General features: G+C 40.4%; 6 protein-coding genes and 1 other RNA gene. 4 read left to right on the forward strand and 3 right to left on the reverse strand.

Annotated elements, in window-relative coordinates; all coding sequences use genetic code 11:
* The first annotated feature begins 195 nt into the window (after positions 1–195).
* Positions 196–1,140 (forward strand): malate dehydrogenase, encoded by a 945-nt coding sequence (gene mdh, locus NZ519_09860; protein MCS7029058.1) that lies wholly within the window; start codon positions 196–198, stop codon positions 1,138–1,140.
* A 42-nt stretch (positions 1,141–1,182) separates the two neighbouring features.
* On the opposite strand, the gene NZ519_09865 is transcribed toward mdh, so the two are convergent.
* Positions 1,183–2,328, reverse strand: a complete 1,146-nt coding sequence (locus NZ519_09865; protein ID MCS7029059.1) for a 1-deoxy-D-xylulose-5-phosphate reductoisomerase — start codon at positions 2,326–2,328, stop codon at positions 1,183–1,185.
* 107 nt (positions 2,329–2,435) lie between these two features.
* Positions 2,436–3,785, reverse strand: a complete 1,350-nt coding sequence (locus NZ519_09870; protein MCS7029060.1) for a 2-oxo acid dehydrogenase subunit E2 — start codon at positions 3,783–3,785, stop codon at positions 2,436–2,438.
* Between the two features lie 175 nt (positions 3,786–3,960).
* Here NZ519_09870 and ssrA point away from each other — a divergent pair.
* Positions 3,961–4,323: a transfer-messenger RNA gene (gene ssrA, locus NZ519_09875) on the forward strand.
* 55 nt (positions 4,324–4,378) lie between these two features.
* Here ssrA and NZ519_09880 read toward each other — a convergent pair.
* Positions 4,379–4,516 (reverse strand): hypothetical protein, encoded by a 138-nt coding sequence (locus tag NZ519_09880; protein MCS7029061.1) that lies wholly within the window; start codon positions 4,514–4,516, stop codon positions 4,379–4,381.
* Between the two features lie 160 nt (positions 4,517–4,676).
* On the opposite strand from NZ519_09880, the gene NZ519_09885 reads away from it, so the two are divergent.
* Together NZ519_09885 and NZ519_09890 are read left to right on the forward strand one after the other, a co-directional pair.
* On the forward strand, positions 4,677–5,753 hold the full coding sequence (locus NZ519_09885) for a leucine dehydrogenase (protein MCS7029062.1): 1,077 nt from the start codon (positions 4,677–4,679) through the stop codon (positions 5,751–5,753).
* A 61-nt stretch (positions 5,754–5,814) separates the two neighbouring features.
* The gene (locus NZ519_09890; GenBank protein MCS7029063.1) at positions 5,815–7,182 is read left to right on the forward strand and encodes a DUF1446 domain-containing protein; all 1,368 of its coding nucleotides are present in this window, start codon (positions 5,815–5,817) and stop codon (positions 7,180–7,182) included.
* Positions 7,183–7,478: the final 296 nt, after the last annotated feature.

A 7,478-nucleotide genomic window follows, 5' to 3' on the forward strand; every position in this document is an offset into this window, starting at 1 on the left:
CCCCCCCCCCCCCCCCCCCACGCCGACCTTGCCCACACAAGCGCAAGCGAAGTGTGGGCAAGGGCACGCCCAAAAAATAAATCTTCAAAAGCAATAAAAAAACAACTTTTACACACTTTACCCAAAATAAAATAAGGTTAAGTTTGTATGAGATAATTTTTTTCGTACTTTTGGCACATATTGAAATAAACCATTATGACAAAAGTATCCATAATTGGTGCAGGTAACGTAGGCGCTACCTGCGCTAACGTCATAGCCCATAAAGAACTATGCAAAGAAATAGTCCTTTTAGACATTAAGGAAGGTATTGCAGAAGGTAAAGCTTTAGACATGTGGCAACAAGCCCCTATTGATTACTACGACACATATTGCATCGGATGCACAAATGATTACACTAAGACCGCAAATTCAGATGTAGTAGTTATTACTTCTGGAGTACCTCGAAAACCTGGAATGTCTCGCGATGATTTAATCTCTGTCAATGCGGACATTGTAAAAAGTGTTACCGAAAATGTGGTAAAATACTCCCCTAACGCAATTATCATCATGGTGTCCAATCCTTTGGACGTAATGACTTACCACGCTTACAAAGTATCAGGCTTTCCTGCTCATAGAGTGTTAGGTATGGCAGGGATATTAGACACAGCTCGTTACAGAGCTTTTATCGCCGAAGCTTTGAATATTAGTCCAAAGGACATTCAGGCTGTTTTAATGGGAGGACACGGCGACACTATGGTACCTTTACCTCGGTACACTACTGTGTCTGGTATTCCTTTAACTGAACTACTACCACAAGATAAAATTGATGCTATCGTAGAGCGCACTAAATTCGGTGGGGGTGAGTTAGTAAAATTGATGGGTACGTCAGCTTGGTATGCCCCAGGCGCTGCTGCTGCCCAAATGGTTGAAGCTATTCTACGCGACCAAAGGCGCATATTCCCTTGCTGTGTATATCTGCAAGGTCAGTATGGACTAAATGATATCTACGTGGGTGTACCTGCTATTCTAGGCAAAAATGGGGTAGAACAAATTATTGAATTACAACTTACTGAAAGCGAAAAAGCACTGCTTCATGCATCTGCTAAAGCTGTAAAAGAGCAGTGCGAAGTTTTAGATAAACTATCTGCGGTAAAAGGATAAAAATTGACTTATACCATGAAAGGGGGAGCTAAGCTCCCTTTTTTAATTTAGCCAACTTTGAACTTGTCTGCGTGTTTGTTCATCAGTGTTGAATAAGTCTTCTGCACTCGGATGCGGAATGTGGGGAATGTCGGACATAGCTTGTGCTATGAGTTCAGGAATTTGTAAAAAGCTTATTTTTTTATGTAGAAAAGCATTCACGGCGACTTCATTTGCAGCATTAAGCACACAAGGAGCAGTTCCCCCTGTTTTAAGGGCTTGTATAGCCAAAGATAGACAAGAAAAAGTTTCTGTATCAGGGCTTTCAAAAGTCAGGTTGGGATATTGAAAAAAATTAAACCGAGTAAAATTATTGTACCATCTTTGGGGATACGAAAGCGCGTACTGTATTGGCAATTTCATGTCAGGTAAACCCATTTGTGCTTTCATGCTTCCATCTTTGAACTGCACAATAGAATGGATAATTGATTGTGGATGTACTATTACGTCTATTTGTTCAGGTGATAGGTCAAATAGCCATTTAGCTTCAATGACCTCTAGCCCTTTATTCATTAAAGTAGCCGAGTCTATTGTAATTTTGGCACCCATAGACCAATTAGGGTGTTTGAGTGCTTGCTGGGGCGTAACGTGAGTCAAATCTTTTTTCTTTTTTCCCCTAAAAGGTCCGCCTGATGCAGTGAGATAAATTTTTTCTATGTTATTGCGCGGCTCACCTACTAAGCATTGAAAAATAGCAGAGTGTTCAGAGTCCACAGGAATTAAGTCTACTTGATACGCTTGACAAAGTTTTGTGATGAGTTCACCTGCCACTACCAAAGTCTCCTTATTAGCTAAGGCGATTGCTTTTTTGTGGCGTATAGCTTGCATAGTAGGTTCTAATCCTGCAAAACCGACTAAGGCAGTCAAAACAATATCTACACTCTCTAACGTAACTACATCTTTTAATCCTTTTTTCCCAGCTATAACCTGTATAGGTAGTTTTCGAAGAGCTTGTTTTACAATTTCGTAGTGTGCATCGTTAATGACAACATATTCAGGCAGAAAGGTTTTAGCTTGTTCAATAAGAAGGGCATAATTATTACCTGCCGTCAATACAACCGCTTTTAGTTTATCGGGATGCTGTTGAATTACTTGTAAAGCTTGTGTTCCAATAGAACCTGTTGAACCTAGAATAGCTACTCGTTTCAAGGCTAATTAAAATTTTAGAAAGTAAACACTGACGAATAGATAGGGTTTCTTTCAAGTGGTAAATTTATGCAGGGGAAGGAATTTAGTGCTGTTTAAAGCAATCTGCTTTATATGGTTCGGTTAATATCAAAATTTTCTAAATAGTCTGCGACGCGCTTTAAGAAAGAACCGCCGAGAGCCCCATCTACTACTCTGTGGTCATAACTCAAAGACAAGAACATCATTTGCCGAATACCAATCATATCACCTTGTGGAGTTTCAATTACTACAGGTTTTTTCTTTATAGCACCTGTGGCTAATATGGCTACTTGGGGCTGGTTGATAATTGGAGTTCCCATTAAGCTGCCAAATGTTCCCACATTAGTTAGAGTGAATGTGCCGCCTGCTAAGTCATCAGGAGTTAGTTTGTTCTTTCTACCGCGTTCGGCAAGGTCATTTACAGCTTTTGCTAAGCCTACTAAACTTTTTTCATCTGCGTTTTTAATAACAGGAACAATTAATCCTCCTGTGCCATGCTCACCGATAGCTACTGCCATACCAATGTTTATGTCTTTTTTAACGATAATTTTATCACCATCTACGGATACGTTGATTAAGGGAAAGTCTTTAATAGCTCTGGCAATAGCTTCAATAAATATGGGTGTAAAAGTAAGTTTTTGACCTTCTCTTTTTTCAAAAGTATTTTTTACTTTATCTCGCCATAGGACAATGTTAGTTACGTCCACCTCAATGAATGAAGTTACATGGGGAGAGGTTTGCTTGCTTCTTACCATGTGTTCTGCAATCATTTTGCGCATTCTATCCATTTCAATAATTTCTACATTACCTGAAATGGATTTAGCGGTACTAGTGTAGCTTGTGTTGAGAGTGGCGGTTTGAGGTTTATTTTCAACAGAGGGCGTAGGTGTTTGTGTGGTAGTAGCCGCAGCAGCAGTAACTTTTCCCTCTTTTTTACGTTGGATATAGTCTAAAATATCTCTTTTGGTTACCCGCCCTTCTGAACCTGTACCTGGGATAGTTTCAAGTTCTGCCATAGAAATACCTTCGGTTTGGGCGATATTCAAAACTAAGGGGGAGTAGAAACGAGTAGCGTTATTTTGGGCTGTACTTTGCGTATGAGCTGCGTTAGACACAGGAATAACTACTTGGCTGCTTACATTTTGTATAGCTTGTTGAACTTCTTGTTCTATTTGTGCAGCAGGTGTAGTTTCTTCCTCTGCGGTTGCAATTAACGCTATGGTAGTACCTACTTGCACTACTTCGCCCTCTTTTGCTAAAATTTTTATGATTTTGCCTGCTACGGGTGCAGGAACTTCGGAGTCTACCTTATCGGTAGCAATTTCTAAGACCGTTTCATCTTGCTTTACGGTGTCGCCTTCTTTTTTTAGCCAACGTAGGATAGTGCCTTCCATGATACTTTCGCCCATTTTGGGCATTACCATTTCATAAGCCATAATACTTTCTTTTTATGCTCAAAAATACTTGAATTTATTCAATTTGTATAAAGAAAAGCCGAGTAAAATTTAGTCATAATTTTTTTCGTTTGATTTTCAGCATCTTGTAGCATGAAATAAAATTTTTGTAACTTTGCAACCAAAAAGTAAGTATAAATACCACGTTCTTTGAAAAAATGGGGATGACAGGACTTGACAGGTTGCGTGGTCAATACAAGGGCAAGCTGAGTTTTGAAAGTACACTCATTAAAGAAACTTTCAAAAAATAAACGGCAACTATTCTTATTCTGTAGCCGCCTAATTCAGCGAATTAGCCCGGCTACTGCTTCTCTGGAAGGTTGCCTGCACCTTCCACTTGAAGCATCGGTTTAAGCAGGATAGGCTATTTCTGTCCAAGGAATAGCTGAAACATTTTCGGACTGGCGACTATGCCGTTTGTTAGATTAGAGGCATAGGAGCGACATTAAAATCTAACTAAGCTTGTAGAACTTGTATTGAAAACCTTCGCTGGACGTGGGTTCGATTCCCACCATCTCCACAAAAATTTTACGGAACTTTTTAAGCCCTTTTTAAGAGGGCTTTTTTGTTTAAGTAAATTATTTTTTGGGCGTGCTCCTTTGCTGTGCAAGGGTCAGGGCATTCCGCACGCAGTCCGAAGCATGCCGACCTTTTGGGCATGAGCGCAGCAAAACGCCACAAGGGTACGCCGAAAAATTAAACTTTAGCTTTTGCACAAAATAAAAACAGGCTTAATATAAGTTTAATACCAATCCAATTGACTATCAAGCTAAAAAATACTTTTCGTACACCAAAAATCAACAAAATCAAATAAATTCCACTTGCATTTTTAAGATTAAGTACAGTTATTTGAAAGCTAATCAAGGATATTCATTTATGGAAAGTACAACCTTATTTGGTGGGATAGTTCAATATGAACATGAGCAAGTTATGCTTTGCTATGACAAGCATACAGGTTTAAAAGCTATCATTGCTATCCACAACACGATATTAGGTCCTGCATTAGGAGGAACAAGAATGTGGCCCTATGCTAATGAGTTAGAAGCTCTAGAAGATGTTCTACGACTATCAAGAGGAATGACCTACAAGGCTGCCCTAGCAGGACTGAATTTAGGCGGAGGTAAAGCAGTAATCATCGGAGACTCTCGAAAGGATAAAAGCGAAGCTTACATGCGCAGATATGGCAAATTTGTCCATAATCTCGGAGGAAAATACATTACCGCAGAAGATGTAGGGACTACCACCAAAGATATGGAGTACATCCGCATGGAAACTCCGTACGTAACAGGTATTCCCGAAAGCATGGGCGGAAGCGGTGACCCCTCACCTTTTACAGCTTATGGCGTATATATGGGCATCAAAGCCGCTGCAAAATACAAATGGGGCAAAGATAGTCTACAACATAAAAAAGTAAGCGTTCAAGGCGTAGGACACGTAGGCATTCATATCATAGACCACTTAATTAAAGAAGGAGCAACAGTCTATTTTACAGATATTTATGAAGATAAAATAAAAAATGTTCAACAACAATATCCTCAAGCGATTTATGTTAAGCCCGAAGAAATTTACAGCTTAGATGTGGATATTTACGCACCTTGCGCCCTTGGCGCAACTCTAAACGATGAAACTATCCCTCAACTCAAATGCGAAATTGTTGCAGGATGCGCTAATAATCAACTCAAAGATGAAGTTAAACATGCACAAATGCTAAAAGAAAGAGATATTCTGTATGCACCTGATTACCTTGTCAATGCAGGAGGACTAATTAACGTATATTCAGAACTTAACGGATATAATCGCAAACGAGTTTTAGAACAATGTGAATACATCTACACTATTGCACTCAATGTATTTGAAGAAGCGCGTTCAAAAAACGTTACCACTGCTCAAGCTGCTAACCAATTAGCTGAAAAACGAATACAAAGCATTGCACATTGCAAATTGTACAGGTAAGTTTTTCTGCAAATGAATAAGCAAAATTTGGTAGTACAGCCAACAATTGTATTTTTGAGTTATGAAAAGCATGATTCGGATTGCATCAGGTCAAGGTTTTTGGGGGGATCTGCTCCGCGCCCCTATTGACCAAGTAAGATGCGGACACATAGACTATCTCACCATGGACTACCTGGCAGAAGTAACCATGTCCATTATGAGGCGCCAACAACTCAAAAACCCTGCCGCAGGCTACGCACGCGACTTTCCCGATGTGATTAAAGAAATCTTACCCGATATTAAGCAAAAAGGAATTAAAGTTATCTCTAATGCAGGCGGTGTAAATCCAATAGGATGTAAAGACAAAATTCTTGAATACGCAAAGGAACTCGGCATCACAGGACTTAAAATTGCTGTAATACACGGTGATAACATTTTAGACCGCATCGATGAATTGCAGCAAAAAGGCGCTTTGCTTAACAACATGGAAACTGGCGAACCTATTTCAAAGGTAAAAGATAGATTAGTCAGTGCAAACGTTTATTACGGAGCTAGACCGATTGTTGAAGCTTTGAAGCAGGGCGCAGATATTATTGTTACAGGTAGAGTAACCGATACAGGCTTAGTTTTAGCGCCAATGGTTTATGAATTCGGATGGGACATGGAAGACTGGGACAAAATGGCTGCAGGAACCGTTGCAGGGCATATATTAGAGTGTGGAGCACAAAGTACAGGCGGTAATTTCACAGATTGGTATACAGTGGAAGGTTTTGAAAACATTGGCTTTCCTATCTGCGAAGCGTATCCCGATGGAACTTTTGTGATTACTAAACACGAAAGTTTAGGCGGCCTAGTAAACGAGATGACCGTAAAAGAGCAACTTCTGTATGAAATTGGCAATCCAAGTGAATACATTACCCCAGATTGTATAGCGGATTTTACTTCTATTCAATTGGAACAAGTAGGTAAGCATAGAGTAAGAGTGTTCGGAATTAAGGGAAGACCTGCCACTCCATACTATAAAGTTTCTTGTGCTTATCAAGATGGATGGAAATCTACGGCTACTTTGACCTACTCTTGGCCCCAAGCTAAAAGTAAAGCCCTTAAAGCCGCAGAAATATTAAAGCGCAGGTTGCAAAATCTTGGATTTGAGTTTGAGGAATTTAGAGCAGAGCTAGTGGGCTACAATGCTTGTCATGAAAACGTGGCTAAAACTATTGAAAATGAAGATGACATAAACGAAATACAGTTGAGAGTATCGGTAAGAGGTAAAGACTTAAAAGCGATGGATAGGTTTGGTAAGGAAATTGCCCCACTCATCTTGACAGGACCCAGTAGTGTAACAGGTTTTGCAGGAGGAAGACCTACGCCCAGTGAAATTATGGCTTATTGGCCTGCGCTTATTCCTAAGGAACTTTGTCAGCCTGTTATAGAAATGGTAGATGTGTAGGTTGAAAAACAAGGTGAAGTGTTCTTTTTTCTGAAAAATTTGCGTGGGGCAATGTTTTGAATCAAGTTGGCTACCATGTTAAGTTTATTTTTTATGTGAATGCAATACCCAAAAAGTTAAGGTTCTTATAATTTTCTTTTTTGGGCGTGTCCTTGCCCACACTTCGCTTGCGCTTGTGTGGGCAAGGTCGGCGTGGGGGGGGGGGGGGGGGGGCGGGGGGGGGGGGGGGGGGGGGCCCCCCCCCCCCCCCCCCCCCCCCCCCCCCCCCCCCCCCACCAAAAACACAAAAAAAAAAA

It is taken from the genome of Bacteroidia bacterium (assembly GCA_025056095.1).
Lineage (GTDB): Bacteria > Bacteroidota > Bacteroidia > JANWVE01 > JANWVE01 > JANWVE01.